We start from the raw sequence: 24,609 nt of genomic DNA on the forward strand, positions 1-24,609 counted from the left end.
ACCGGCGCCCGGCCGCACGCCGCGACCGGGCTGTAGCGGGCGGGCGCTCGCGCCGGGACGCGGCAACGGCTAAGGTAGCGCTCCCGCCGGCCCTCGCGTGCCGGTGCCGAGCCCGCCGGACCCTCGCGCGATGTTGTCGAAACCCGCCCTGAAACTCCTGGCCGTGTCCGGCCTCGTGGCCCTGGCGGCTTCCGCTTGCGGGCGGCGGGGCGCGCTGGAGCCGCCGCAGACGGCGGCCCCCGCGGCAGCAGCGGCCGGCGCACAGCCGAGTGCGGACGCGCCGACCGGACGGCGGACGTTGCCGGTCTCGGTCGGGCTCGGCGGCGGCGCCCCCGAGCCGGATCCGGCCTCGGTGCGCGCCGGCGACGAGCTCTCCGCGGCGGCGGTGCCGCCGGGCGGCACCGATGCGCCGGTGGAGACCAGCCGCGGGGCGCGCCGCGGCTACCGCGTGCCCAAGGAGCCTTTCATTCTGGATCCGCTGCTGTAGAGGGCGGAGGCCGGCACCTCGTCGCGGTGCCGCGCGCCCGGTGACCTGGTCGGACCCGGTCGGCGGCGCGCCCGCCGCGGCCCGCGGCGGGGTGTTTCACGGGAAACAGCCCGCGCTCCGGCGCGGACGAGACACGGCGACGAGACACGGCCGAGATGCACCACTTCCACTATCGCGACGGCCGCCTGCACGCCGAGGAGGTCGACCTGACCGGCCTCGCCGCGGAGGTCGGCACACCGTTCTACTGCTACAGCACCGCCACGCTGGAGCGGCACTACCGCGTGTTCGCGGAGGCGTTCGCGGCCGACGACGCGCTGGTCTGCTTCGCCATGAAGGCGAACTCGAACCAGGCCGTCCTGCGGACCCTCGCGGCCCGGGGCGCCGGGATGGATATCGTCTCCGGCGGCGAGCTGCAGCGGGCGCTGGCCGCCGGCGTGGATCCCGGGAAGATCGTGTTCTCGGGAGTGGGCAAGAGCCGCGCCGAGATGGAGGCCGCGCTGACGGCCGGCATCTTCTGCTTCAACGTCGAGAGCGAGCCGGAGCTCGCGGTCCTGTCCGAGGTGGCCGTGGATCTCGGCCTCCGGGCGCCCGTCTCGGTCCGGGTGAACCCCGACGTGGATGCCGGCACGCACGCCAAGATCTCCACCGGCAAGTACGAGAACAAGTTCGGCGTCCCGATCACCCGGGCTCCGGCGGTCTACGCCGCCGCGGCCGCCCTGCCGGGGATCGCGGTGCACGGCGTCGACATGCATATCGGCAGCCAGATCACCGATCTGGCGCCCTTCGCCGACGCGGCCCGGCTGCTGGCCGGCCTCGCCCGGGAGCTGCTGGCGGCCGGCCATCCCCTGCGCCACATCGACTTCGGCGGCGGGCTCGGGATCCCCTACCGCGACGACAACGCGCCGCCGCCGGACCCGGCGGCGCTAGCCGCGACCCTGCGGCCGCATTTCGCTCCCCTCGGCCTGCGGCCGGTCTTCGAGATCGGCCGGATGATCGTCGGCAATGCCGGGATCCTGCTGACGCGGGTGCTCTACGTGAAGCACAGCGAGGGGCGGACCTTCGTGATCGTCGACGCGGCGATGAACGACCTGATCCGCCCGACCCTGTACGAGGCCTATCACGGCCTGCGACCGGTCATCGAGCCGGGCCCCGAGACGCCGCGCCTCGTCGCCGACGTGGTCGGCCCGGTCTGCGAGAGCGGCGACTATCTCGCGCTCAACCGCGAGATGCCGGAGGTGAGGCCCGGCGACCTGATCGCCGTGATGAGCGCCGGCGCCTACGGGGCGGTGCAGTCCTGCACCTACAACACCCGGCCGCTGGTGCCGGAGGTTCTGGTGCGGGGCGACCGGGCGGCGGTGGTCCGTCCGCGCCTCGACGTCGACGCGCTGATCGCCCTCGACCGGGTGCCGGACTGGCTGGCGTGAGCCGCGCTCCGGCGGGCGCCGCCTCCGCGCCGGCCCCGGGACCCGACGGGCCGCTGCCGCTGTCGGTCTTCATCATCGCCCACAACGAGGTCGACCGGATCGGCGCGACGATCCGGGCGGTGCGCGGCCTGACCGACGACCTCGTGGTGGTCGATTCGGGCTCCACGGACGGCACGCAGGCGCTGGCGGCGTCGCTGGGCGCGCGGGTGTTGCACAATCCCTGGCCGGGCTACGGCCCGCAGAAGCGCTTCGCCGAGGAGCAGTGCCGGCACGTCTGGCTCCTGAACCTCGACGCCGACGAGGTGGTCCCGCCGGAACTGGTCCGGGAGATCCGGGGCCTCTGGGCCGCGGGCGAGCCGCGCCGGCCGGCGTGGCGGATCGGCATCGCGGAGATCTTCCCCGGCGAGGGCCGGCCGCACCCGCTCGCCTACACGCTGACGCCGGTCCGGCTCTACCGGAAGGACCGGGGCCGCTACGCCGCCTCGCCGGTCCACGACCGGGTGGCGCTGGAACCGGGTGTGAGTCCAGGGCGGCTCAGGGGCGTGATCCACCATTTCTCGGTGCGCTCGCTCGGCGACCAGCTCGACAAGCTGAACCGTTACTCCGACCAGCAGGCGGACGACCTGGAAGCGCGGGGCGTGGTGATTCCGACCTGGCGGGTGTTCGTCGAGCTGCCGGGCAATTTCCTGAAGGCCTATCTCGGCCGCCGCCATTTCGTGCGCGGCACCTACGGCTTCCTGACGGCGATGAACTACGCGATCTCGCGGCATCTGCGCGTCGCCAAGCACGTCGAGCGCCGCCGCGTGGCCGCTGCCCGCCAGGATCGGGTTGACCCGCCGGATCCGACCTTCTAGAGCCAGAGCGCCGGAGACGTGGCCGAGCGGCTGAAGGCACTCGTTTGCTAAATGAGCATACCCAGAAATGGGTATCGAGGGTTCGAATCCCTCCGTCTCCGCCAGCACCGTCGAAGGTGCTGATGAATCGGCATTTTCTTCCTTCGCCCGACCGGCTTGGTCACTCGGTGCCACCTTCGCTGCGGGGGAATGAAGCCCGAGTGCCGCGCGCTGATTGTCCGCGATGCAAGGCGCGCTGCAACGGAGCATCCTCTGGAGCACCGCGTTCCGATGCGCGCTCGCCGAGACCTTCCCGATGGCCGAAGCCTGATCCGGGCGCGGGCCCTCCCGGATGGGACCTCCGCCGATCCCGACGCGGCTCCGGCCCCGGATTCGGCGCGGCCTTCGTCCCATGCGGCATGACGGGCCGCGCTTCCGCTCTGTCCCAACCGGCCGCCCTGAGCGGGTACGGCGGACCGCTCACCACCGGTGTGTCGGCGTTCCGGACACGGTGCGCGGCTCGCCGTACCGGCAGCCCTTCACCGTGATGCAGGCACTGTAGACACGGTCGCCGACGGGGCGGCCCTTGAACTGGGCGCCACCCCTGGAGGCTCGGGTCGGCGGCGCCGAAACCGGTGCGCGCGACGCGGGCGAACAGGGTGGTCCCGCGCTGGCAGGAACGGGTTGCCGTTCCGGTCGGCGGCCGCGAAGGTCTGGACGGCCCGGCTGGATGACACGCACGACGCCGGCCCACGGGCGCCGAGGGAGCAGGCCGAGCCGCCCGCGCAAGGCGCCGTCGGTCCGATCCGGTTGCGCGCCGGTGCGGTCGGTGAGGACCTGCGCCCGCGCGGAGTCCCGGCGGCCGCCTCCTCCGCGCGTCGCCCCGCTCGGGGCGCTCTCAGACGGCCCAATCCGCCGCCAGCGCGGCGGCCGCGTACCGGGCGCGCGCCGCGGCATCCCGCGGGAGCCCGGCGCGCTCGCACCACGCCGCGAAGATCTCCGGCTCGATCGGCACGCGCACGACCTCGACGCCGCTGCGCTGCACCTCCCGCTCCATCTGCTCCGTGGCGATGCGCCAGGTCTCGTAGTCGGGCGGCAGCTTGGCACCGTCCGCGAGGCTGGTGCGCAGGGCTTGGTACTGCTCCGGGGCGTACCAGGGCAGTCCGACGCGACGGGGGCGGTCCATCTGGGCTCTTCGAACGGTCACGCTGAACGACCGTCAACGGTCGTGGGCGGCCTGTGGTTCGAACTCGGATCGCGGGCCGCCCGCGATCATGCCGCAGCGGCCGAACGCCCGATGGCCGCGCCGGCGGCCGACCGCTAGCCGATGGGGATGGATCCGCTCGTTCTCACCCTCATGGCCTCGGCCCTCACCTTCTCGAGCTTCCTCGTGCTGCTCGGCTGGCGCTGAGGCCCGGGATCGCGCGGCGGGCCGGCGGCCTCACCGCGGCGGCGCGCCCCCGGTTCCGGGCCGGTCCGGGATGTCCAGATCGAGGAGCGCGGAGCCGAGGCCCTTGCCGTGCGCGTCGAGGGCCAGGGAGCGGGTGACGCCGCCGCCGAGCGCGCCCGTGAGCACGAAGTTCAGCGCCCCGATCTTCGGCAGCGCGTAGCGGGTCACACCGCCGGTCACGATCCCGCGGAAATGCTCCCGCACCCGCTCGGCCGTGACGTGCGCCGCGAGGTGCTCGTAATCCGCCGCGTCGTAGGCGATCAGCGCGATGTTCGACGTGTTGCCCTTGTCGCCCGTGCGGGCATGGGCGAGCGCGCGCAGCTTCATCCTCGGGACTCCCGGCTCTCAGGCTTCGACGACGTGCACGCGCGGGCGGGCGAGCGCGGCGGGGACGAGGACCGACTGCACCGCCACCACCTCGCGGGCCGATTTCCAGGCGCCGCCGCCGCCGGCCGGGCCGTTGGTGTAGAGCGTCTCGACCTCGTTGCCGATCCGCACGGCCTCGGCGTGGGTCTCGGTCCGACCGGCGACCCGCAGGCGGACCTCGTAGGGCTCGCGCCCGCCCGACAGCGCCGCGCCGTGGAGCGCGTCGACGCCGATCAGGTCGCAGCGCAGCTCGCGCGTCGCCACGCCGGTGAGGGCGAGGCGCTCGCGCACCACCGCCAGGGCGAGACGGCCGCGGGCCAGGGCACCGGGTCCGGCGTAGGAGATCTGCCCCTCGCCGATATAGGAATCGACGTACCCGACCGAGACCTTCAGGAGGCCCGTCGCGGGCGCGCCGGTCGCGCCGCTCACCCGGACGCGGTCGGGGCCGACCTGCTCCATCTCGACCCCGGAGAAGTCGCCGACCACGTCCGGCTGGAGGTAGCGGGCCGGGTCGTGCACCTCGTAGAGCAGCTGCTCCTTGCAGGTGGCGAGGCTGATCCGGCCGCCCGAGCCCGCGACCTTCGCGATCTCGACGGTGCCGTCCTCGGCCACGATCCCGATGGGGAAGCCGAGGCGCGCGAGGTCCGGGACGTCCTTGCAGCCGGGATCCGCGAAGTAGCCGCCGGTGATCTGGCCGGCGCATTCGAGGAGGTGGCCCACGAGGGTGCCGCGGCCCAGGCGCTCCCAATCGTCCATCGCCCAGCCGAAGGCGTGCACGAGGGGGGCCAGGAACAGGGCCGGGTCGCCGACGCGGCCGGTGATGACCACGTCGGCGCCGTCCGCGAGGGCGGCCACGATCGGCGCCGCGCCGAGATAGGCGTTCGCCGAGACGATGCGGTTGCCGAGGCTGGCGACCGGTTCGCCGCTCTCCTCCAGGACGAAGTCGCCGGCCCGCACCGCGTCGAGCAGGTCGTCGCCCGTCACCGCCGCGATCCGCAGGCCGGCGAGGCCCATCTCCCGCGCGAGCGCCCCGGCCTTCCGGGCAGCGGCGACCGGGTTGGCCGCGCCCATGTTGGTGACGACGCGGATGCCGCGAGCCCGGCACGGCCCGAGCACGGCCCGCAGCCGCGCCTCCAGCAGCGGGTCGTAGCCGCCCTCGGGGTCGCGCAGCTTCGCCTGCTGCGCCAGCGCGATGGTGCGCTCGGCGAGGCACTCGAACACGAGGTAGTCGATGTCGCCGCGCTCCGCGAGCTCGACGGCGGGCTCGATGCGGTCCCCGGCATAGCCCGCGCCGGCACCGAGGCGGACGATTCTCATGGCGCGCTCTCCGCTGTCAGAGAGATCAGAGGGGGAAGACCCCGAGGACGACGCAGGTGAGGGTCATCACCACCGAGGCCGCCAGCAGGAACGGGAAGGTACTTCTGGTGGTCGGCGAGGTCGATCCCGGTCAGGCCGCAGACCAGGAAGGTCGCGGGCGTCAGCGGGCTGACGGGGAAGCCCGTCGTCATCTGGCCGAGCAGCGCCCCCTGGGCGACCTGCACCGGCGGGACGCCGAGCTGGTGGGCCACCTCCGCCACCACCGGCAGGACGCCGAAGTAGAACGAGTCCGGGTCGAACAGCATCGACAGGGGCATCGACACGAGGCCGAGCGCGAACGGGATGTGGCGCCCCATCTCCGGCGGCACGAAGGTGACGGCCGTCTGGGCCATGGCCCTGAGCATGCCGGTGCCCTGCATGATCCCGGTGAACACGCCGGCGGCGAGGAGGATCGAGGCCATCAGGATCGCGGCCCTGGCGTGCGCGTCGATCCGCTGCCGCTGGGCGTCGACCTGCGGGTAGTTGATGACCAGCGCGAGCGCCGTGCCGAGCATGAACATCAGCGCCGGCGGCACCTTCTCGGCCAGGAAGACCATCGTCCCCAGGACCGCCGCCGTGAGGACGAGGTTGATCCAGAAGCGGTCGGGGCGGCGCAGGGTCCGCTCCGCGTCGCTCAGGATCCGGGCGGTCGCGGCCGGGCCGGGGGCGGCCCCCGCGGCGCCGGGGACGTGGGCCAGACGGCGCTCCTCCCGAAGGCCGAGCCAGTACGAGACGGCGAAGATGAAGACGAGGCCGACCGCCTGAACCGGCACGAGGGGCGAGAAGATCTCGGGGATCGGCAGCTTCAGGGCGGCGGAGGCGCGGATCATCGGCCCGGTCCAGGGCAGGAAGTTCACGCCGGCCGCCATCGAGGCGGCGCAGGCCAGGATGCGCCGGTCGATGCCGACGCGGTCGTAGAGCGGCAGCATCGCCGGGATGGTGATCAGGAACGTCACCGCACCCGACCCGTCGAGGTGGATCAGGAGCGCCAGCAGGGTGGTGCCGGGCACGATCCGGGTGGGGCGAGTGCCGACCCGGGCGAGGATCCGGTCGATGATCGGGTCGAGCATCCCGGCATCGCTGACGATGCCGAAGAACAGGATCGCGAACACGAACATGCCGACGACGCCCGCGAGGCTCTGCAGGCCCGCGAGGACGAACTTGCCGGTGTCGAACCCGAACCCGCCGATCAGGGCGGCCGCGACCGGGATGACGATCAGCGCCACGAGGGGCGACATCCGCTTGGTCAGGATGACGGCGAGCAGCAGCGCGATCGTGCACAGGCCGAGCAGGGCCAGCATCCGTTCCTCCCGTTGGGCGCCGGCGCGGTTCGAATCCGCGCCTGTATCGGGTCAGGAGACGGCGGAACACTTCATGACACAATTGAAAAGATCGGATCGCAGCGATAGCCTGAGTTTATGGATCTCAACCTGCGGCAGGTGCGGGCCTTCGTGTCGGTCGTCCAGGCCGGCAGCTTCACCCGGGCCGCCGCCCTGCTGAACCTGTCGCAGCCCGCCCTGACGGTTCAGATCCGGCGCCTGGAGGAGACGCTCGACGCGCGGCTCCTCGACCGGACCAGCCGCACCGTCGCGCCGACGCGGCTCGGCCGCGACCTGCTGCCCGTGTTCCAGCGTGTGCTGCGCGACCTCGACGCCGTGGTGGTCGACACCCGCGACCTCGCGGCAAGGCGCCACGGGGTCGTGCGCGTCGCGACGCTGCCGTCCTTCGCGGCGAGCGTGCTGTCCGACGCGATCGTCCGCTTCCGCGCCGAGCACCCCGCCGTGACCTTCCGGATCAAGGACGTCATCGCGCAGCGGGTGCTCGACCTCGTGCGCGGCGAGGAGGCGGATCTCGGCATCGTCGGCGGCGACGTCCGCGATCCGGAGATCGGCGTCCTGCACCGGACGCGCGACGCCCTGCACGTGATCTATCCCGCCGATCACCCGATCGGCGCGCTGCCCCGGGTCACGATCGCGGCGCTCGCCGAGCACCCCCTGATCCTGATGGATCCGGCCACGAGCGTGCGGGCGGTCGTCGACCGCGCCTTCATCGGCTCGGGCCGGCTGCCCCGCGTGGCCTGCGAGGCCACCTACATGATGACCGCGGTCAGCATGGTCCGGGCCGGCCTCGGCCTGACGATCCTCCCGGGCGCGGCGCGGGAGATCCGGGCCGAGCCCCTGCTCCGCTCGCGGGCGATCGACGACCCGCTGTTCGAGCGTCCGGTCTGCCTGATCAAGAAGGCGGGCCGGACGATGCCGCCGGCCGCCGAGGCGTTCTGCCGGATGGTGGCGGACCGGCTCGCGGATCCGGGCGGGACAGACGCCGGCGCCGCGCCGAGCCCCTGAGCGGCGATCGGATCCTCAGGCCCGGTGCCGCACGACGCCGTCCATCATGGTCAGGACGACCGCGGTCCGGTGGATCTCGTGCGGATCGATCGCGAGGATGTTGCGGTCGAGGACGATCAGGTCGGCGCGCTTGCCCACCTCGACCGACCCGATCCTGTCGTCCATGCGGAGCTGATAGGCGGCGCCCATCGTGTTGGCGTGGATCGCCTCCGCGACCGTCAGGCGCTCCTCGGCCGGGCTCAGCACGGGCGCGTCCGGCCGGCCGACCAGCTGGCGCGTCACGCCGACCTGGATCGACGTGAGGGGCTCGTAGGTCGAGACGTAGCCGGCCGCCGGCCAGTCCGTGCCGAAGGAGACCCGCCCGCCCTGCCTCAGGATCGTCCGAGTCCGGTACATCCGGCTGGCGCGGTGCGCGCCGTAGCGCGCCATCATGTTCTGCAGCGTGTCGGGGTCGGCCGACGACCAGTTGGCCGAGAACTGCGCGGTCACGCCGAGCCGGGCGAAGCGGGGCGCGTCGCTGTCCTCGACATAGACCAGGTGCGCGATGGCGTGACGCCGGTCGCGGGCCGGGTTGTTCGCGACGGCCTTCTCGATGGCGTCGAGGGCGACGCGGGCGGTGCGCTCGCCGCAGGCGTGGACGTGGACGTCGAAGCCCGCCGCGTCGACCGCGCCGACGAGGTCGTGCCACTGCGCCTCGGTGAAGGGCGACCCTCCGGTCGAGTCGGGCAGGTCGGCGTAGGGCTCGATCAGCCACGCCGTGTAGCCGCCCTGCGAGCCGTCGCCGACGATCTTCACGATGTCGACGTGCACGAACTCGCTCGAGACCTGCCGACGCACGGCGTTGAACTGCTCGACCGTGTCGTCGATCGGCAGCGACTTCACCGAGTAGGAGGCGGAGACGCGGAACGGCAGCGTGCCGCGCTTCTCGGCCTCCGCGTAGAGCGCGATGATGGCGGCCTGATCGCTGCCGACGGGCGGGACGCCCGCGTCGAAGACCGTGGTGATGCCCGCGGCCGCGGCCTTGGGCAGCCAGCCCTCCAGCAGGCTGCCCATGGCGGCGACGCTGATGGGCTCCACGGCGTTGACCAGCTCGAGGACCGCGTTGACCTCGAGCACGTAGCCGGTGGGGTCGCCCTTCTGGTCGCGCGCGTAGTAGCTGAAGCGCGGGATCGGGTCGGGCGTGTCCCGGTCGACGCCGGCCATCGCCAGCGCCCTGGAATTGGCCCACAGGCTGTGCCCGTCGATGGCGAAGAAGAAGGCCGGCCGGTCCGGCAGGATGGCGTCGAGTTCGGCCCGGTTGGGGCCCTCCGGGGGGAACATGTCGACGCGCCACCCGAAGCCGCGGATCGGTCCGGTCGGATGCGCCCGCGCGTGGGCCTCGATGGCCGCGAGGACCTGGGCGAGGTTCTCGCGCTGCAGGTCGACCCCGGACGTCAGGAACGCGCCGAGGAAGGGGTGGGTGTGGCCCTCGACGAAGCCGGGCATCAACAGCCGGCCCTCGAGATCCACCACCCGCGTGGCCGGGCCGGCCAGCGCCATCGCGCCGGCCGCGTCCCCGACATGGACGATGGTGTTGCCGCGGACCGCGACCGCTTCGGCCCAGGGGGCCGGTCCCGCCACCGTGTAGACGGGACCGTTGTGGAACACGACGTCGGCCGGCCCCGCCGCGGCCGCGCGGCCGCTCCCCTGTCCGGCGCGGGCGCCCGTCGGGACGCGGTCCAGCGCCAGGGCCGTCGCGGTCATGCCCGTCGCGGTCACGGCCGTCGCGGTCACGGCCGTCGCGGTCATGGCAGCGCCCGACCGCAGCACCGCGCGCCGATTGACGGCGTGTCCGCCGAAGGCCTGGAAGTGGGGCGCCCAATCACACGCGACGCACATGAACGCCTCCCGCCTCCCGGTCCCGACGAGACCCGATCCTGTTCTTGTAAATACTTCGCTAAAATTTATTAGAGATTGGCTAAGAGCCGTCCGCCCAGATCTCGCGGGATGATCGAGACGACCAGTTCAGGTCGCCCGGGTCGGCGGCCAGCCCGGGCAAAGATCCGATCACGCCGATCGCCATGGGGACTCTATCGGCCAGTCGGATTACAGGGGATAGTGGAGCCGTCCGGCTCACGATCGGACGAAGGCGGTTCCGCCAGGCGACGGATACTGCCAGGTTGCTTCACGCGCGCTCGATGACGGGAGGTACAATGACCCGAACCCTCTTCCGCTCCGCGGGCCTGGCCTTGCTGAGCCTGGCCGTGCCCGCCACGCTCGCGGCCCAGGGCCTGGCGCCCGACCAGACCGGCACGGGCGGCGGCCCGGCCTCGACGATCACGGCGCCGAACACCAACAGCCTCGGTGTGACCAAGCCCCCCGGCACGTCCCTCGGCCCGGGCGAAGTGCCGCCGCCCGCCGTGCAGGAGCGCGAGCGCGCCCGGCTCAACAAGATCGAGCGCAGCATCTGCGACGGCTGCAACTGAGCGCGGGCGTGGCCGGTCGCGACGCCCGAGGCAGGGCCCCTCGCTCCCGGCCCGGTCGCTCAGCGGCCCGGGTCTCGTCCCGGACATCGCGTCCAGCGTCTCGTCTGGGCGCGCATCTCCACTCTTGTGCGGGATCTGACGTCTACTGTGCCGTGAGCCTCCCCGGCCTGGAGCGGCTCGCTGCACGTCGCCCGGGCTTCGTCCCCGTTGTTGCGGTCCGACCGGATCCGCGGTCCGCGGTCCCACCGCCGCGGGATCCTGCCGTTCCCGATCGTGCCGGGCCGGGCAGCCGCGCGACGCCCGGGTAGACGAGGCCGCGCGCACCGACGATCCTGTCCGGCGCCGGAAGCGAACCCCCGCAGCGATGGCGCCGATTCTCCGCTCCCTTCTCCGCGCCTACTGGCACGAGGCGCGCTGGACGATCCTGCTGGTCCTGGCCGCCACCCTCGCGGGCGCCGTGGCGGCGGTGTCGGCCCCCTACCTGTTCTCCCGCGCCGTCGACGCGCTCGCGCGCGGGCCGGACACCGCGGCGGCTCTGCATCTGCTGCTGCTCTACGCGGTCCTCTACGGGGTCGCGAGAGCGTGCGGTCAGGCCGCCCGCTTCATGGCCTTCCTGTCCGCCGAGCGCCTCGGCGTCATCGCCAACGCTGCCTTCTTCGCCCGCCTTCTGCGCAAGACCCCGGCCTTCTTCCTCGACCACAACCCCGCGGAGGTCGGCAGCGCCCGACAGGAAGGCGCCCGGACCCTCAACGTCGTCACGCAGCTCGCGATCGGCGGGCTCCTGCCGGGCGCCGTGCAGATCGGCGTCGGGGCCGCACTCCTCGGCAGCCTCCTGAGCTGGGAGACGGCCGCGATCGTGCTCGTCTACGGGGCCGTCGTGATCGGCCTGGACTACCTCCGCATCGGGCGCGTGCGGCCCTTCCTGGACGCCGCCATGGAGCGCGGCCAGGAGAACGCGCGGCTCGTCGGCAACGCCATCACCCTCATCGACACGCTCCGCCAGACCCGCGGCGAGGCCTGGATCAGCGCGCGCTTCGCGGCCGGGGCCGCGGACGCGTACGCGAACTGGCGCCGGTTCGCGCTGGCGAGCGGCGTGTTCAGCGGCGCCCTCGGGGCCGCGGCCGCGCTGCAGCTGGCCGTGACGTTCCTGATGCTCCTCCCGCGCTACGAGGCCGGGCTGCTGTCGGTCGGCGACATCGTGCTGTTCAACACGATGCTGATCCAGCTCAGCGAACCGTTCCACCTCGTCGGCATGGCGATCAAGGAGACCGCGGAGGCCGCCGCCCGTTTCCGCCCGCTGGCCCGGATGTGGGCCGCGCCCGAGGAGGCCGAACCGTCCGATCCGCTCCCCTACCGGGGGGCGGAGGGGACGATCGCGTTCGAGGCGGTCGGCTTCCGCTACCCGAACGGGCGCGGCGTCGCCGACCTGAGCTTCACCGCCCGCCGCGGCAGGCCCACCTTCCTCGTCGGCGAGACCGGATCGGGCAAATCCACCGTCCTGAAGATGCTGCTCAAGGGGCTCGCCCCGACCGAGGGGCGGATCCTGGTCGATGGCGTCGACCTCGCCCGGGTGCGCAGCGGCGACTGGTTCGCCCATGTCGGCGTCGTGCCCCAGGACGTGATGCTCCTCAACGACACCCTGGCGGTCAACATCGTGCTGGGGCGCCCGTTCGACGCCGCGCGCCTGCGGGCGGCCGCCGAGCGGGCGTCGATCCTGGCGCGCGTCGAGGCCATGCCGGAGGGTTTCGAGACGGTGGTGGGCGAGCGCGGCCTGAAGCTGTCGGGCGGCGAGCGGCAGAGGATCGCGATCGCCCGCGCCCTCTACGCGGATCCGAGCGTCCTCGTCCTGGACGAGGCCAGCTCGGCGCTGGACGCGGAGACGGAGCGCCAGGTCATGGACGGCCTGCGTGGGCAGGCCGACCGGCTGACGATCGTGGCAGTCACCCACCGGATGGCCTCGGTCCGCGACGGCGATCAGGTCGTCCGCCTGGCGTCGGACCGCGCGGGGCGCGCGCCGGTCCCGGAGGCGGCCGTCTGACGCCGGGGCCCGCGGCCGACGGGAGAGCGACACCGTCCGCGGGCCAGGGCGTCTGCGGATCCTCTGCCGCCGAGCCGAGGGCGCGAGCCGGGACGCGGGGAATGGTAGCCCCGGGCCGGCGGTGTCACAGGGGGTAGCGCATGGCCACGTTGCAGCGGGCATAGCGCCGGCCGAACCGGTCCATGATCTCCGGATCGTGCCGGAACCCGACCTTCTCGTACAGGTGCACGGCGGCCTCGCACCGGGTGTTGGTGAGCAGGTAGAGCGTCTCGATCTCCATCGCCGCGGCGCGGGCCAGCACCGCCCGCAGCAGGTGCTCGCCGGCCTTGCGGCCCCGGGCCCGCGCGGACACGGCCATCTTGGTCAGCTCGTAGCAGCCCGCATCCGTCCGCATCAGCGCGCAGGTGCCGACGATGCCGAGATCCGCCGACTCCACGAAGAGGATGAGCCCGCCGCGGTCCAGGATCTGGCCGCGGGGATCGGACAGGATCCGGCGGTCGTTCTCCTCCAGCGCGAACATCGCCTCGATCCACTCGGCGTTGATGTCGCGGAAGCGGCCCGCCAGCGCGTCCGTGTAGTCCCGGATCGTCAGGCCCGTCGCGGCGTCGCCGGCCGCGTCGTCCTCACGGATGCGGGCCGCGAACGGGACGGCGTCGAGCCTGCGCTCCAGCGCGGCGATCTGATCCAGCAGGGGCCCCGACAGCCCGGCGCACAGGCCCGCGACGGCCCTGTCGACGCGCGGCCAGAGCGCGCCCTTGGCGCGCGCCATCAGGGCCTCGCCCGCGCCGCTGAGCGACAGGGCTTTCTGGCGAAGGTCCGCACCCGACCGCGTCTCGTCGAGCAGTCCGAGCTCGACGAGGCTGGCCGCCGTGCGCGTGGCCGCCGGCTGGCTGACGCCGAGGACGGCGGCGGCGTCGCCGATGGTCAGCGGGCCGTAACGGTCGATGGCGGCGAGCATCGGGAACTGGGCCGGCTGGATACCGAGCCCCTCGTCCCGCAGGATCCGGGCGGCGTCGGCCTGGAAGCGGTCTGCGAGACGCTTCAGACGGCTGCCCAGGAACAGCGGTCCGAGATCGTCGAGGATGTCTGCGGGCATGTGGTCCTCCCGGCCCCGTTTTATATAACGCGTTATGTTTCGTGCAAGCCCGTGCGGCTCCGGGGCCTGCGCGCACCGGCGCCACCGCGGTCGCGCGGTGGATCAGGGGCCCCCGCGGCCGCCCCGCCGGGGCCGGCTGCGGGCGATCGTAGATTGTGTCCGATAGGGACTGGCCGGATGCGCAACGTAAGGTAAAATCGCCAACCCTCGGTCGTCGGTCCCGCCGTGAACTTCGTACCCCGGTCCCTCTTCACCACGGATGCCCTGCCGGAGCGCGACCGGTTCGCCGCGTGGCGGGCGCTGTTCTCGGCCCACGACCTCGACGCCGATCCGCACGGCTTCACGGGCCGGATCGAGACGACGCTGATCGGCCCGATGGCCCTGCGCGTCATGAACGCCGCGCCGCAGGGGCCCGCGCGGTCCCGGTCCCAGATCCGGCGCGACGGACAGGACGGCTTCGTCCTGCACCTGAGCCGGCACGCCTACAGCGTCGAGACCGAACGGGGCGTGGTGGAGGTTCCGGCGGGCGCGGTCAGCCTCAACGACCTGTCGCAGCCGTACCGCCGCAGCCGGGTTCCGGAAACGGACTCGCTGATCCTGGCGGTCTCGCGCGCCGCGATCGCGACCGTGCTGCCGGACGAGGACGCGATGCACGGGCTGATCCTGTCCGGCGGCGCGGGCCACCTCCTCGCCGACCACATCCGGAGCCTGGCGGCGCACAGCGACGCGATCACCGCGACCGACGCGGCCCATATCGCCCAGGCCACGCTCCACATGGTCGCGGCCTGCGCGCGCCCGAGCCTGGACGGGGCGGCCCGCGCGGCCGCACCGCTCGAGGCCGCCCGGCTCAGGACCGCGAAGCGGCTCATCCGCGGCCAGCTCGCCGCGCCGCCCCGGATCGACGCGATGGCGCGGGCGCTCGGCATATCGCGCTCCCAGCTCTACCGCCTGTTCGAACCGGAAGGCGGGGTGGCACGCTACCGCGCGCGGCAGCGCCTCGCGGCCGTGCGGGCCGCCCTCGACAATCCGCTGGAGCCGCGGTCGATCGGCGAGATCGGGGAGGCCTACGGCTTCGGGAGCAGCGCCCAGCTCAGCCGTGCCTTCCGGGAGGCCTACGGCCTGACGCCGCGCGACTACCGCGCCTCGCGCAGCGGCGGCTGATGCGACCGGGACCGCCGCGGCCGAGCCGTCACGCGCCGCGCCCCGGATCGATGGCCGGCTGTTCGCCCGGCACCGACGGGGTCGCGCGGCGCGCGGTTCGCGCGATCGCTTCGGCGATGGGGCCGTGCAGCGACGGCGGCAGGTCGTGTCCCATCCCCTGGATGGGCAGCCAGGCCGCGCCGGGGATCGAGTCGGCAATGTCCTGCCCGCAGGCGAGCGGGAACAGGGGATCCTCGGTCCCGTGCACCACGAGGGTCGGCGCGCGGATCGCCGCCAACCGGGCGCGTCGGTCGCCCGCGAGGACCAGCGCGGCGAGCTGCCGTCCGAAGCCGCCCGGGACGTAGCCGCGGCGCAGCTCCGCGCGGATGAGTGCCCGGTACGCCGCCTCGTCCAGAGGGTCGGACCGGCCGGCCAGCCGCCGGGCGACGGCGACGGCCTGCGCGACGAAGCCCGCCTCGTCCAGCGACGGGTCGGGGGCGGGCCGCATCATCAGGGCCATCGCGTCGGGCGCGGCCGGGGGCAGGCCCGGGTTGCCCGTGCTCGACATGATCGCGGTGAGGGATCCAACCCGCGCGGGATGCTCGCTCGCCAGGATCTGGGCGATCATGCCGCCCATGGAGCGGCCGACGACGTGGGCGCGGCGGACCGACAGGGCATCGAGCAGCCCGACCGCGTCCTGCGCCATGTCGGCCAGCGTGTAGGCGAGGTCCGGCCGCCGACCTTCGGCCAGCGCCGCCGACAAGGCCGCGAAGTCCGTGGCGCCGTGCGGGGTGAAGGCGGTCGAGCGCCCCGAATCGCGGTTGTCGAACCGCACGACCCGGAAGCCGCGCTCCGCCAGCGCCCGGCAGAAGGCCTCGGTCCAGCGGATCATCTGCGTCCCGAGACCGGCGATCAGGAGGATCGTCTCGGCGGCCGCGTCGCCGAAGCAGTCATAGGCCAGGGTGACGCCGTTGGCCGGCAGGTGCCCCGACGCGTCCGGCGCACTCATATCCGGACCGCCCCCAGGCGGTCCGCCCATCGGGTCAGGTGCTCCCTCATCGCCCGGTCCCTGACGTAGCCGCTCGCCTCCTCGTCCAGCCGCTCGACGATCTCGAACGCGAAGGCGTCGGCGCCGTGCCGGTTCCAGGCGTCCTGGAGCGTGCGGTGCGTGTTCGTGCCCAGGCGCAGGGTGAACCAGAGGCGATTCCTGATGGCCGGCAGGTCGGGGGCTCCGCCGACCCAGGTCTCGCCGGTGGCCGCGCAGCGGATCGCGTAGATGCCGGCCTCGACCGCGCGATCCTTGTAGGCGTTCACGGCCGCCTTCCGGGCCTCTCTCGGCATCGGACGTCCTCTCACTCCGGCAGCGATGCTATCGAAGAGCACGGACGCAGGCAATATTACCCGGGTAAAATAATGGACCAGGACAGGCTCGGGCAAGGCTCGGACGGGTCTGCCGTGCCGGACGAGGGACGGCCGACCTTCACCGCCTTCGTGGGCCCGCGGCGGCTCGCCAGCGGCGCCCTGCGCGACGTGGCGCTCGCCGTGAAGGCGCTGGCGGCGGAGGGCGGCGACCCGGTCCTGACCTTCGACGATCGGTCCGGTTCCGTCGTCGACCTCGACCTGCGCGGCACCGCGGCGGACGTCGTCGCTCGGCTCGCCCGGCGCGAAGCGGCGGACGCCGCCGCGAGCGGTCGCGGGAGCCGGCCCGACTCCGAGGGCGCCGCGCGGGGCCGCGGTCGCCCCAAGCTCGGCGTGATCGCCCGCGAGGTGACGCTGCTCCCCCGTCAGTGGGAGTGGCTCGCGGCGCAGCCCGGCGGCGCCTCGCAGGCGCTGCGGCGCCTCGTCGACGAGGCGCGGCGCACGGATGACGGACAGGCCCGGGTGCGGGCTGCCCGCGAGGCCGCCTACCGCTTCCTCGCCGCCGTGGCGGGCGATCGCCCCGGTTTCGAGGAGGTGATCCGGGCGCTCTTCGCCGGCGACGGCGCGGGCTTCGCCGGCCGCATGGCGGCGTGGCCCCCCGACATCCGGGACCACGCGCTGAAGCTCGCGGCCCCGGCCGCCCCGTCGGCGGGTCCGGATGCGCCGTCGCGCACCCGGCCCTGACGCGCTCAGGCGGCGCGGACGGTCGCGAGGAAGCGGCCGACCTCGGCGCCGAGATGCTCGGATTGCCGCGACAGCTCCGAGGCCGCGTCGAGGACCTGGCCGGCCGCGGCCCCCGTCTCCTCCGACGCCTGCGCCACCCCGGCCATGTTGCCCGTCACCTCGCTGGTGCCGGTCGAGGCCTGCGCCACGTTGCGGACGATCTCCTGGGTCGCCGCACCCTGCTGCTCGACCGCGGCGGCGATCGAGGTCGCCACGCCGCTGATCTCGCGGATCCGGCCGGTGATGCCGGCGATCGACGTGACCGCCTGCCCGGTCGAGGCCTGGATCTGCGCGATCTGGCCGGAGATCTCGTGCGTCGCCCTGGCGGTCTGCTCGGCCAGCGCCTTGACCTCGGAGGCGACCACCGCGAAGCCCTTGCCGGCGGCCCCGGCCCGGGCCGCCTCGATGGTGGCGTTGAGCGCCAGCAGGTTGGTCTGGCCGGCGATGTTCGAGATCAGCCCGACCACGTCGCCGATGCGGGTGACGGCGGCGCTGAGTTCCTGCACGCGGAGACCGGTCTGATCGGCCTCGCTCACCGCGAGGTGCGCGAGGCTGGCCGAGCCCTGCACCTGCCGGCCGATCTCCTGCACCGACGAGCCGAGCTCCTCGGCCGCCGCCGCGACCGTGCTGACGTTGGAGGCGGCTTCCTCGGCCGCCGCCGCCACGGTCGTCGACTGGCTGGCGGTCTCGGTGGCGGTGGCGGTCATCGCCTGCGCGGTCGCCTGCAGCTCGGTCGCGGAGGACGACACCGTGCCGATGATCCCGCCGACCGCGGCCTCGAAGTCGTCGGCCATCTGCCGCATGCCGGCCTTGCGCTGCTCCTCGGCGGCCAGGCGCGCCTGCGCGGTCTCGTCCTCCAGACGGCGGGTGCGGATCAGGTTGTCCTTGAACACCTGAACGGCCGCCGCCATCGCGCCGACCTCGTCGCGGCGCGCGCGGTGGGGCACCTCGCCCCCCGTGTCGCCCGCGGCCAGGACGGTCATCGCGCCCGTCATCGCCTGGATCGGGCGGGACACGCGCAGCAGCACGAACGCGGTGGCGCCGCAGGCCGCCAGCACGCTCAGCGCGGCGGAGAGATAGGCCGTCAGGGTCGCGAAATCCGTCGCCGCCATGGCGCTCTCGGCGTCCGCGTGCGCGCCGCGCTCGTTCAGGGCGACGTCCTTGGCCAGCGTGTCGCGGGCCTCGTTGTAGAGATCGATGTTGGCCGGGTCGGCCATGAGCCGGATGCCGTCGGCACCCTGGCCCGCCTCCGCCAGGCGCGCCGCCTCGCGGCCGACGGTCTGGTAGCGCTCCCAGGTGGCGCCGAAGGCGTCGTAGAGGGCCCGCTCCGCGTCCGACGAGATCAGCGGCTCGTAGGCCTTCCGGGCGGCGGCGAGCGCCGCGACGGCCTGTTCGGTCTGCCGCGCGTTGTCGGCCCGCGTCTCGGGACTGCCGGACAGGGTCAGCGTGCGCAACTGCTTGATGCGCACATCCGAGGCCGCGGCGCGGATGTTGGTGATCGCCACGACGGAGGGGAGCCAGTTCGTGGCGACGCCCGTGACGTTGGCCCGGATCCCGGAGAGCGTGAGGGTCGTGAGAACGGCCTGGCCGGCGCACAGGAGCGCGAGGAGGCCGAAGGCGGCGAGGAGCGACGCTTTGACTGTCAGGTGAAGGCGCATGATCCGGTCCTGGACGAGGCATCCCGCACGTCCGCGACGGCGCCTGCCGGAGCGCAGACGGTCGGGCGGCCGCACGGGCACGAAGGGGTGAGCCTGGACCGGCTTCCCGCCCTCACAGGCAGCCCACCAAGCAGCCTACACTTCGCTCGGAAAGTCTTAATATTTATATCCAGGCGGTCTTTGAACGGATTTGTCTGCGGTCAACTAAAGTTGATTAGCTCTTTCTCTGAGTCGCCCTACCCGACAACCGGATTACTCTTGCGACCATCCCCGCTCTCCCCCGTCCCGCGCGGGGGGGCGCCGCGCGCTAGAGCAGCGCGAGGAGGGCGAGCGCGCAGGAGGCGCCGACGCAGAGCGCGAGGAAGACGTCTCCCCAGGACAGGTTCCGGGCGGGCTCAGCGGCATTCATGGGCCGGCGAACGCCCTGAGGCCGACCGGGTTCCCGGGGCGCGCGCAGCGACGGGCACGGTGTCGCCGATGCGCAACAGCCCCGGTGCGACTCCCGGGCGCGGTGTCCGGCCCGGCCGCATACGCCGTCCGGAACAGGCCCCGCGCCTGCGGCAGCCGCACGACTTCGCGCACGAAGTCGCTGAGGCCGTCGGGGAAGACGGGCGGCATGACGGTGATGCCGTCGGCCGCGCCCCCGTCTCGAACCTGGCCTGCACGCGGTCGGCCACGTCCGCGGCGATGCCGACGATCACGTGGTGGCCGCGACCCGCCGCCACTCGCAGGGCGGCCCGGCGGATGGTCAGGCCCTCCCGGCGCGCCAGGGCGGTGCGGCGTTCGGCGCGGCTGCGGCCCTGGTCCGAGACCGGCAGGTCGGGCAGGGGCCCGTCGAGGTCGTAGGATGCCGGCGCGTGGCCGATCACCGGCAGGAAGTCCGGCATCACCGCCACCACCGAGACGACGGGGCTGAACGGGGCGTGCGCCGCGCCGCCCAGCGCCCGGGACGGGAGCATGTTCAGCGCGAAGAACGCGACCATGCGCTGGACCGGCATCGGCGTGCTGCGCGGGCTCGACATAGGCCCGCACCGGCCCGGCGGGCCACGGGCGGCCGGAAGTCAGGGCCGCCGCGGAGGCGGTGTCCCCGAACGGCGCCCCCGACAGGATGATGCCGACCGTGAGCTTCTCGCGGCCCTTGATCCGGTGGGGGGCGCGTCCGCCCGCGCCGAGGCGGGATCTCGACGGGGGTGCGCGCCATGACGGCCGCGCCGCGCTCAGCGCGGCGCGGTTCTCCATCCGGAGCGCCGGCACGCACGGGAAGCCGGATCGACCCGCGGGGGAACCCTCCGCGCCGCGGGTCCGTCAGGTCCGCGGCGGCGTCCAGAGCGCGTCCCGGACCTGGATCGGCCGCGGGAGCAGCCCGAGCCGGTGGAACCGGTCGGCGGTCGATTGCTGCTTGGCCGCGAGCGCGTCCGTGACCGGGCCGACGCCGAACTCGGAGCGCGCGGCGACGACCGTCTCGATCGGGTACGGGACGCCGGTCACGCTCGACAGCACCTGCGCGACCTGATCCCGGTGGGCCTCCGCCCAGGCGGCCGCGTCCACCAGCGCCGCCACCGTCGCCGTGACGATCCCCGGGTAACGGTCGGCGAAGCTCCGGCGCGCCAGGAAGAAGTCCGAGACGGCGTGGGTCTGCCGCGAGGTGGTGAGGACCCGCGTGTCGTCGTGCGCCTGCGCCAGGGCGAGGTAGGGATCCCAGATCACCCAGGCGTCGACGCTGCCGTTCGCGAAGGCGGCGCCGGCGTCGGAGGGCAGCAGGTAGGCGGGCCTGACATCGGAGAAGGCGAGGCCCGCCTTCTCCAGGGCCGTCACCAGCAGGTTGTGCGAACTGGTGCCCCGCGCCACCGCGACGGTCCGGCCCTTGAGGTCGGCGACGGTGCGGATCGCCGAGCTCGCCTTCACCACGACGGCCTCGCCGTCGCCGGACAGCACCGAGGCGCCGACATAGACGAGATCGTTGCCGGCCGCCTGCGCGAAGATCGGCGGCGTGTCCCCGGCGAAGCCGAAATCGATGCTGCCCGCGTTGAGGGCCTCCAGCAGCGGCGGCCCGGCCTGGAACTCGACCCAGCGGACGGCGACGCCCTGCGGCGCCAGACGCGTCTCGATGACGCCCTGCCGGCGCGCCACCACGACCACGCCGACCTTCTGGTAGCCGATCCGGAACTCCTTCGGCGCCGCGTCCTGCGCGGCCGCGCCGGTGGCGAGGCCCGCCCCGAGGGCGAGGATCAGGGCCGCGGCGCGGCGTCGTGTTGTCGTCACGCGGGGACCTCCGTCGCGGGGTGAGCGGGCGGTTCGACCGGCCCGAACCGGCCGGTCACGGCCCGCGGACGACGCAGGAGGTCGGGGGTCGGGCGGACCGCCTCCACCCGGGGCCGGAGCGCCGCGATCCGCACGGGATCCGCCTCCGGCCCGATCCGGACCGCGTCGGCGCGATCCGGACCGCGTCGGCGCGATCCAGCGCGCCTCTCGTCGTCGGGATAGGCATCGATGGGGGGCATGCGGCACGATCCGGCGCGGCAGGACATCCGGGACTTTCCCGAGACGATCTCAGGATAGCGCGCGGCCGGCAGAAGGAGCTTCCGTAGTTCCCGTGCCGGCGGGAAGGTCTTACTGGGGCGAGGGATGCCGGAAGGCCGAAGCGATGCCCGTGCGGAACCTGCACCTCCGTCGCGGAGAGTGCGGCGCGGCGGCCGGGTCGACGCGCGGGAAGCGGCGAATCGCGCCGGCGCCGGCGGTCAGAACCGTCCGGCGATCGTCAGGCGCACGGCCGTGGGCTCGACGGGATGGAAGACGCGGTCGATCAGCCCCTCGGCGGGCTCACCCGGCAGGCGGGACGCGTACGCGTAGGTGATCTGGTCGGACCTGCTGTTGGTCAGGTTCAGCACGTCCAGCGAGACGCTCACGCCATTGCCGAAGGCGTAGCCGATCCGGCCGTTGACGAGGGCGGTCGACCGCGAGCGGATCGAGTTGTCCTCGATCAACGGGCGCGGCCCGAAGTAGCGGAAGCGGAGCGACCCGAACCAGCCGAGGGGCTCACCGAAGGTCACCCCCGCCGACGCGATGGTCGTGGGGGCTTCCGGGACCCGGTTGCCCGCCGGGTCGTAGCGGGAGAACCGGGCGTTGGTGATCGTCAGATCCCCGTCCAGGGCGAGCCACGGCGTCAGCGCGTACCGGTTCGTCCACTCGACGCCGAAGCGCCGGGTCGGGCGGCTCGGCTCCGTGGTGCCGGTGTCGCCCTGGAAGATGTTCTCCGAGGCGAAGTCGAGCCGGAACAGGGCGAGGCTCGTCTCCAGCCCGGCGATCGAGCGGTTGCGCAGGCCCAGCTCGTAGCCCGTGGAGGGCACCAGGAAGGGCGACCGGGTGATGTTGAACAGGGGACTCGCGGGATCGACCGTGGCGGTGACGCCGCGCGCGTCGTTCGAGTGGAAGCCGCCGCCGTAATTCACGTAGATCTCGGTGTCGGACCAGGGCCCGAGCACGAGGCCGAGCTTCGGGTTGACGATGCCGTCGGTGGCCCGGCCGGAATTCGCCGGCGTGTCGGAGCGGACATCGGCGTAGTAGCCGTCCGCCCGCAGGCCGACGCTCGTGCGCAGCCACGGGGTCCAGCGCACCCGCGTGTCCAGGTAGAGGGCGCCGCTCGATTCCAGCACGCGGTCGTCGAGCACGGTCGACCGGTACCGGCGGACGGCGGTGTTGAACAGGCCGACGCGGATCGAGTCCGTCCGGGTCTGGGCGCCGACCTCGACCTCCAGCGGCCGGCCGAACAGGTCGCCCTGGAAGATGTGCAGCACCTCGCCGCCGCCGAGGACGCGCTGGTCGAGCTGGTGGAACTGGTCGCCGCCGACGGGATCGTTGAGGAAGTAGGTGAAGTCGTTGAACAGGTTCATCTGGTAGCGGATCACGTAGGCCGAGGCCCGCGTGATCCCGGTGTCGTCCGTGGCGCTGAACCGCCCCGAGAGCGAGAACCGGCCGGTGTCGCCGCCATCCGTGGGGTTGAGGGTGCCGTAGCGGCCGATCAGCCCCGCGCCGACGGCCCGCTCCGGGATCTGGTTGGTGGCCGTCCAGCGGGACGCGTAGGCCATGCCGGTGACCGCGAACCCGTCCAGCGCCGTGCCCTGGCTGTAGCGGGCGACGCCGTTGAGCTTGCGCAGCGCGTCCGGGACGGCCCACGGCCCGTCGTAGACCTGCGCCTCGCCGGCCACGAGCAGGTTGCCCTCGCCCACCGGCACCGAGGCGATCGACAGGCCCCGCTTGTAGCCGAAGCTGCCGATCGTGGTCAGCGCGAGGTTCTTCTGAACGGTGTCGAGATAGTCGAGGCGCACCGAGCCCGCGGAGGCGAAGTCGCCGTCGCGCACGAAGTACGGTCCCTTGTGATACTCCACCGCGCCGACGAGTTCGGGGATGAGGAAGTTGAGGTCGGCGTAGCCCTGGCCGTGGGCGTGGGTGCGCATGTTGACCGGCATGCCGTCGACGCTGATGGCGATGTCGGTCCCGTGGTCGAGGTTGAAGCCGCGCAGGAAGTACTGGTTGGCCTTCCCCTCCCCGCTGTGCTGGGTGACGATCAGGCCCGGCACCGCCTCCAGCACCTCGCCGGGGCGCGTCACCGGGCGGGCGTTGAGGGCCGCGCCGCCGATGAGGCCGGCGCTGGCCGCGTCGACGGTCAGCAGGGAGCCGCCGATCCCGGTGACGCCGCCGACGTAGCCGGCGCTGGCGCCGGGCGTGCCGGCCGCGGGGACGACCGGGGGCGCAGCCGAGACCACCGAGATCTCGGACAGGGTCACGGCGGAGGCTGCCGGGGCACCGGTATCCGGCGCCGCCCAGCCGCGCCCGCCGGTCGCGACGGCGAGACCGCCCGCGGCGAGCAGCCGCGTCACGGCGCGGCGGCCGGGAGCGGCAGGAGGGTGGCGGGAGATCGGGCGGGACACCGGCGGATCGGAGGAGGCGTGGCGATCCTCGGACCCTCGCACGCCGCGCGTATGATAAACATACGAAAAATTCACACCGGCGGATCGGCGCCGTCGTGTTGCCCGCGGGGCGCAGTCGAACCGCCCTCGGGACGCCGTCCGGGCGCGGCCCTCACTCCGGGCCGTCGCCGTGGCCCGGACGGGTCGGCGCGTCGTCGCCCTCTGGGATGAGGTGCAGGTGGCCGTAGCGGACGCCGCGCTGCGTGACGACGGCGTCGGCGTAGCTCTGCATCCGGGCCGGCGGCCCGCGCAGCACCGCCACCTCGAGGCACGCGTCGTGGTTCAGGTGCACGTGCAGGCTGGCGATCGAGACGCCGTGCTCATGCCCCTCGCCGGTCAGCCGGCGGGCCAGGTCGCGGGTGCCGTGGCTGTAGACGTAGCTCAGGGCCCCGTAGCAGGCCGCCGATCCGCCGGTCTCCGCGGCGCGGGCCGGCGCCAGGGCGTCGCGGACGATGTCGCGCACCGCCTCCGAGCGGCTGCCGTAGCCGCGCCGCGCGCAGAGGTCGTCGACCGCCGTCAGCAGGGCGTCGTCGATGGTGATGGTGATGCGCTGCATGCCCGTCCTGCCGCTCCCGTGGCCTTCTGGTACGGGGACGCGGGGCCCGTGAACAGCCGCCGGGCCCGCATCGCCCAGCGCGGCAGAAAAAGAGCCCCGAGGGCCGCGCCTCGAGGCTCGAGTTCTGGGTCTCGGGGACATGTCCAGCGTGCGCTTGGGATGGACCGCGCTGGAACGCCTGGGCCGAAGGATCAAGGGCGTGAAAATCGACGACACAGGCGCGACCGGCTGGCATGCCGGCCGAACCATTCTGCACAGATACAGTCGACGCGCATCCGATATATGT

The 24,609-nt window shown here is 73.4% G+C and carries 20 protein-coding genes, 1 tRNA gene and 2 pseudogenes; 9 read left to right on the forward strand and 14 right to left on the reverse strand.

Features of this window, described 5'->3' with window-relative positions; all coding sequences use genetic code 11:
* Positions 1-130 precede the first annotated feature (130 nt).
* From BKE41_RS21320 to BKE41_RS21335, 4 genes are all read left to right on the forward strand, one after another.
* Positions 131-487: a hypothetical protein gene (locus tag BKE41_RS21320; protein ID WP_012320971.1), complete on the forward strand. Its 357-nt coding sequence runs from the start codon at positions 131-133 to the stop codon at positions 485-487.
* A 155-nt stretch (positions 488-642) separates the two neighbouring features.
* Positions 643-1,911: a diaminopimelate decarboxylase gene (lysA, locus tag BKE41_RS21325; protein ID WP_071000072.1), complete on the forward strand. Its 1,269-nt coding sequence runs from the start codon at positions 643-645 to the stop codon at positions 1,909-1,911.
* Positions 1,908-2,765 (forward strand): glycosyltransferase family 2 protein, encoded by an 858-nt coding sequence (locus tag BKE41_RS21330; protein WP_175654151.1) that lies wholly within the window; start codon positions 1,908-1,910, stop codon positions 2,763-2,765. The genes lysA and BKE41_RS21330 overlap by 4 nt, the downstream gene beginning before the upstream one ends.
* Before the next feature lie 12 nt (positions 2,766-2,777).
* Positions 2,778-2,869: transfer RNA gene (locus BKE41_RS21335), tRNA-Ser, on the forward strand.
* Between the two features lie 773 nt (positions 2,870-3,642).
* Here the strand turns inward: BKE41_RS21335 and BKE41_RS21340 are convergent.
* The 4 genes and pseudogenes from BKE41_RS21340 to BKE41_RS21355 all read right to left on the reverse strand — a co-directional run bounded on the left by BKE41_RS21340 (position 3,643) and on the right by BKE41_RS21355 (position 7,217).
* Positions 3,643-3,930 carry a hypothetical protein gene (locus BKE41_RS21340; RefSeq protein ID WP_012320974.1) on the reverse strand — a complete coding sequence of 96 codons (288 nt, stop codon included), beginning with the start codon at positions 3,928-3,930 and terminating at the stop codon, positions 3,643-3,645.
* Between the two features lie 255 nt (positions 3,931-4,185).
* Positions 4,186-4,521 carry a hypothetical protein gene (locus BKE41_RS21345; protein ID WP_012320975.1) on the reverse strand — a complete coding sequence of 112 codons (336 nt, stop codon included), beginning with the start codon at positions 4,519-4,521 and terminating at the stop codon, positions 4,186-4,188.
* A gap of 18 nt (positions 4,522-4,539) precedes the next feature.
* Positions 4,540-5,877 carry an acyclic terpene utilization AtuA family protein gene (locus BKE41_RS21350; RefSeq protein WP_024829003.1) on the reverse strand — a complete coding sequence of 446 codons (1,338 nt, stop codon included), beginning with the start codon at positions 5,875-5,877 and terminating at the stop codon, positions 4,540-4,542.
* Between the two features lie 25 nt (positions 5,878-5,902).
* Positions 5,903-7,217: pseudogene (locus tag BKE41_RS21355) on the reverse strand (citrate:proton symporter).
* A gap of 117 nt (positions 7,218-7,334) precedes the next feature.
* Between BKE41_RS21355 and BKE41_RS21360 the strand changes: the two are divergent.
* Entirely contained in the window at positions 7,335-8,261 is a 927-nt protein-coding gene (locus BKE41_RS21360; RefSeq protein WP_012320978.1) for a LysR family transcriptional regulator, read from the forward strand.
* A 15-nt stretch (positions 8,262-8,276) separates the two neighbouring features.
* Here the strand turns inward: BKE41_RS21360 and BKE41_RS21365 are convergent, their stop codons facing one another.
* Entirely contained in the window at positions 8,277-10,139 is a 1,863-nt protein-coding gene (locus BKE41_RS21365) for an amidohydrolase (RefSeq protein ID WP_063112032.1), read from the reverse strand.
* Between the two features lie 314 nt (positions 10,140-10,453).
* On the opposite strand from BKE41_RS21365, the gene BKE41_RS21370 reads away from it, so the two are divergent.
* Positions 10,454-10,726, forward strand: coding sequence for a hypothetical protein (locus BKE41_RS21370; RefSeq protein ID WP_012320980.1), 273 nt, complete (start codon positions 10,454-10,456; stop codon positions 10,724-10,726).
* Between the two features lie 364 nt (positions 10,727-11,090).
* Positions 11,091-12,764 (forward strand): ABC transporter ATP-binding protein, encoded by a 1,674-nt coding sequence (locus BKE41_RS21375; RefSeq protein WP_071000073.1) that lies wholly within the window; start codon positions 11,091-11,093, stop codon positions 12,762-12,764.
* Positions 12,765-12,888: 124 nt separating this feature from the next.
* Here BKE41_RS21375 and BKE41_RS21380 read toward each other — a convergent pair whose 3' ends face one another.
* The gene (locus BKE41_RS21380) at positions 12,889-13,860 is read right to left on the reverse strand and encodes a bifunctional helix-turn-helix transcriptional regulator/GNAT family N-acetyltransferase (protein ID WP_053621243.1); all 972 of its coding nucleotides are present in this window, start codon (positions 13,858-13,860) and stop codon (positions 12,889-12,891) included.
* A gap of 225 nt (positions 13,861-14,085) precedes the next feature.
* Between BKE41_RS21380 and BKE41_RS21385 the strand changes: the two genes are divergently transcribed.
* Entirely contained in the window at positions 14,086-15,021 is a 936-nt protein-coding gene (locus BKE41_RS21385; RefSeq protein WP_043074455.1) for a helix-turn-helix domain-containing protein, read from the forward strand.
* 28 nt (positions 15,022-15,049) lie between these two features.
* Here the strand turns inward: BKE41_RS21385 and BKE41_RS21390 are convergent, their stop codons facing one another.
* Both BKE41_RS21390 and BKE41_RS21395 read right to left on the reverse strand, forming a co-directional pair.
* Positions 15,050-16,009 carry an alpha/beta hydrolase gene (locus BKE41_RS21390; protein WP_071000074.1) on the reverse strand — a complete coding sequence of 320 codons (960 nt, stop codon included), beginning with the start codon at positions 16,007-16,009 and terminating at the stop codon, positions 15,050-15,052.
* Entirely contained in the window at positions 16,006-16,341 is a 336-nt protein-coding gene (locus BKE41_RS21395; protein WP_012320985.1) for a GIY-YIG nuclease family protein, read from the reverse strand. The genes BKE41_RS21390 and BKE41_RS21395 overlap by 4 nt, the downstream gene beginning before the upstream one ends.
* Before the next feature lie 72 nt (positions 16,342-16,413).
* Here BKE41_RS21395 and BKE41_RS21400 point away from each other — a divergent pair, with 72 nt between their 5' ends.
* Positions 16,414-17,103, forward strand: coding sequence for a DUF2239 family protein (locus BKE41_RS21400; RefSeq protein ID WP_245295822.1), 690 nt, complete (start codon positions 16,414-16,416; stop codon positions 17,101-17,103).
* Between the two features lie 5 nt (positions 17,104-17,108).
* Here BKE41_RS21400 and BKE41_RS21405 read toward each other — a convergent pair whose 3' ends face one another.
* The 6 genes and pseudogenes from BKE41_RS21405 to nikR all read right to left on the reverse strand — a co-directional run bounded on the left by BKE41_RS21405 (position 17,109) and on the right by nikR (position 24,323).
* The gene (locus BKE41_RS21405; protein WP_058606401.1) at positions 17,109-18,800 is read right to left on the reverse strand and encodes a methyl-accepting chemotaxis protein; all 1,692 of its coding nucleotides are present in this window, start codon (positions 18,798-18,800) and stop codon (positions 17,109-17,111) included.
* Positions 18,801-19,205: 405 nt separating this feature from the next.
* Positions 19,206-19,666: pseudogene (locus BKE41_RS30455) on the reverse strand (hypothetical protein); the annotation flags it as partial.
* A gap of 439 nt (positions 19,667-20,105) precedes the next feature.
* The gene (locus BKE41_RS21415; RefSeq protein ID WP_071000077.1) at positions 20,106-21,062 is read right to left on the reverse strand and encodes an aliphatic sulfonate ABC transporter substrate-binding protein; all 957 of its coding nucleotides are present in this window, start codon (positions 21,060-21,062) and stop codon (positions 20,106-20,108) included.
* Positions 21,059-21,301: a hypothetical protein gene (locus BKE41_RS21420; RefSeq protein ID WP_071000078.1), complete on the reverse strand. Its 243-nt coding sequence runs from the start codon at positions 21,299-21,301 to the stop codon at positions 21,059-21,061. Before BKE41_RS21420 ends, BKE41_RS21415 begins: the two co-directional genes overlap by 4 nt.
* A 237-nt stretch (positions 21,302-21,538) precedes the next feature.
* Positions 21,539-23,563, reverse strand: a complete 2,025-nt coding sequence (locus BKE41_RS21425) for a TonB-dependent receptor (RefSeq protein WP_245295979.1) — start codon at positions 23,561-23,563, stop codon at positions 21,539-21,541.
* Positions 23,564-23,879: 316 nt separating this feature from the next.
* Positions 23,880-24,323: a nickel-responsive transcriptional regulator NikR gene (gene nikR / locus BKE41_RS21430; RefSeq protein ID WP_053621247.1), complete on the reverse strand. Its 444-nt coding sequence runs from the start codon at positions 24,321-24,323 to the stop codon at positions 23,880-23,882.
* Positions 24,324-24,609 lie beyond the last annotated feature (286 nt).

It is taken from the genome of Methylobacterium sp. C1 (genome assembly GCF_001854385.1).
Lineage (GTDB): Bacteria > Pseudomonadota > Alphaproteobacteria > Rhizobiales > Beijerinckiaceae > Methylobacterium > Methylobacterium radiotolerans.

Bases quoted from the DNA above. Each gene is read 5' to 3' on its own strand.
- BKE41_RS21320 (WP_012320971.1), top strand. From the start codon at position 131: ATGTTGTCGAAACCCGCCCTGAAACTCCTGGCCGTGTCCGGCCTCGTG.
- lysA (WP_071000072.1), top strand. From the start codon at position 643: ATGCACCACTTCCACTATCGCGACGGCCGCCTGCACGCCGAGGAGGTC.
- BKE41_RS21340 (WP_012320974.1), bottom strand. From the start codon at position 3,930: ATGGACCGCCCCCGTCGCGTCGGACTGCCCTGGTACGCCCCGGAGCAG.
- BKE41_RS21345 (WP_012320975.1), bottom strand. From the start codon at position 4,521: ATGAAGCTGCGCGCGCTCGCCCATGCCCGCACGGGCGACAAGGGCAAC.
- BKE41_RS21350 (WP_024829003.1), bottom strand. From the start codon at position 5,877: ATGAGAATCGTCCGCCTCGGTGCCGGCGCGGGCTATGCCGGGGACCGC.
- BKE41_RS21360 (WP_012320978.1), top strand. From the start codon at position 7,335: ATGGATCTCAACCTGCGGCAGGTGCGGGCCTTCGTGTCGGTCGTCCAG.
- BKE41_RS21365 (WP_063112032.1), bottom strand. From the start codon at position 10,139: ATGTGCGTCGCGTGTGATTGGGCGCCCCACTTCCAGGCCTTCGGCGGA.
- BKE41_RS21370 (WP_012320980.1), top strand. From the start codon at position 10,454: ATGACCCGAACCCTCTTCCGCTCCGCGGGCCTGGCCTTGCTGAGCCTG.
- BKE41_RS21375 (WP_071000073.1), top strand. From the start codon at position 11,091: ATGGCGCCGATTCTCCGCTCCCTTCTCCGCGCCTACTGGCACGAGGCG.
- BKE41_RS21380 (WP_053621243.1), bottom strand. From the start codon at position 13,860: ATGCCCGCAGACATCCTCGACGATCTCGGACCGCTGTTCCTGGGCAGC.
- BKE41_RS21390 (WP_071000074.1), bottom strand. From the start codon at position 16,009: ATGAGTGCGCCGGACGCGTCGGGGCACCTGCCGGCCAACGGCGTCACC.
- BKE41_RS21395 (WP_012320985.1), bottom strand. From the start codon at position 16,341: ATGCCGAGAGAGGCCCGGAAGGCGGCCGTGAACGCCTACAAGGATCGC.
- BKE41_RS21400 (WP_245295822.1), top strand. From the start codon at position 16,414: ATGGACCAGGACAGGCTCGGGCAAGGCTCGGACGGGTCTGCCGTGCCG.
- BKE41_RS21405 (WP_058606401.1), bottom strand. From the start codon at position 18,800: ATGCGCCTTCACCTGACAGTCAAAGCGTCGCTCCTCGCCGCCTTCGGC.
- BKE41_RS21420 (WP_071000078.1), bottom strand. From the start codon at position 21,301: ATGCCCCCCATCGATGCCTATCCCGACGACGAGAGGCGCGCTGGATCG.
- nikR (WP_053621247.1), bottom strand. From the start codon at position 24,323: ATGCAGCGCATCACCATCACCATCGACGACGCCCTGCTGACGGCGGTC.